This is a genomic window from Yersinia sp. 2542 StPb PI, assembly GCF_048593855.1.
In the GTDB taxonomy this organism is placed as follows: Bacteria; Pseudomonadota; Gammaproteobacteria; order Enterobacterales; family Enterobacteriaceae; genus Yersinia; species Yersinia enterocolitica_E.
In genome coordinates this window covers 1-384 of the sequence record NZ_JAZGQA010000519.1, presented here as the reverse complement: position 1 = coordinate 384, position 384 = coordinate 1, and the positions used below count along the sequence as shown (strand labels likewise).

The following is a 384-nucleotide window of genomic DNA, read 5'->3' as shown; positions in this document are numbered from 1 at the left end:
TCCCATGTAATTGCGTGTTATTTAATAAATACGATGGTTTTTTAATATACGGTATAGGCTTAGAGTTATATAAATGAATAATATTAAATTGTCATTTTGAATTCCAACATATAATCGAAGAGATTTACTTTCTGAATTAATTGAGAGCATTGTTTCTCAATGTGATAATAGAGATGATGTCGAGATTTGTATTTCAGATAATGCATCAGATGATGGTACTGATATAATGGTTTCTTCTTGGGGAAGTAAAACAAATATACCTATAGTTTATCGCAAGAACGAGGAGAACTTAGGCCCTGATATAAATATAATTGCCTCTCCCTCTTTTGCGTCAGGCACGTATTGCTGGCTGGTCGGTAGTGATGATAAATTATTTGATGATGC

The 384-nt window shown here is 32.6% G+C and carries 1 protein-coding gene; it reads left to right on the top strand.

The annotated features are described in order from the left end of the window. Positions 1-100 precede the first annotated feature (100 nt). Positions 101-384: glycosyltransferase family 2 protein (locus V1952_RS22580; protein WP_420075640.1), on the top strand; the 284-nt coding region annotated here is incomplete at its 3' end.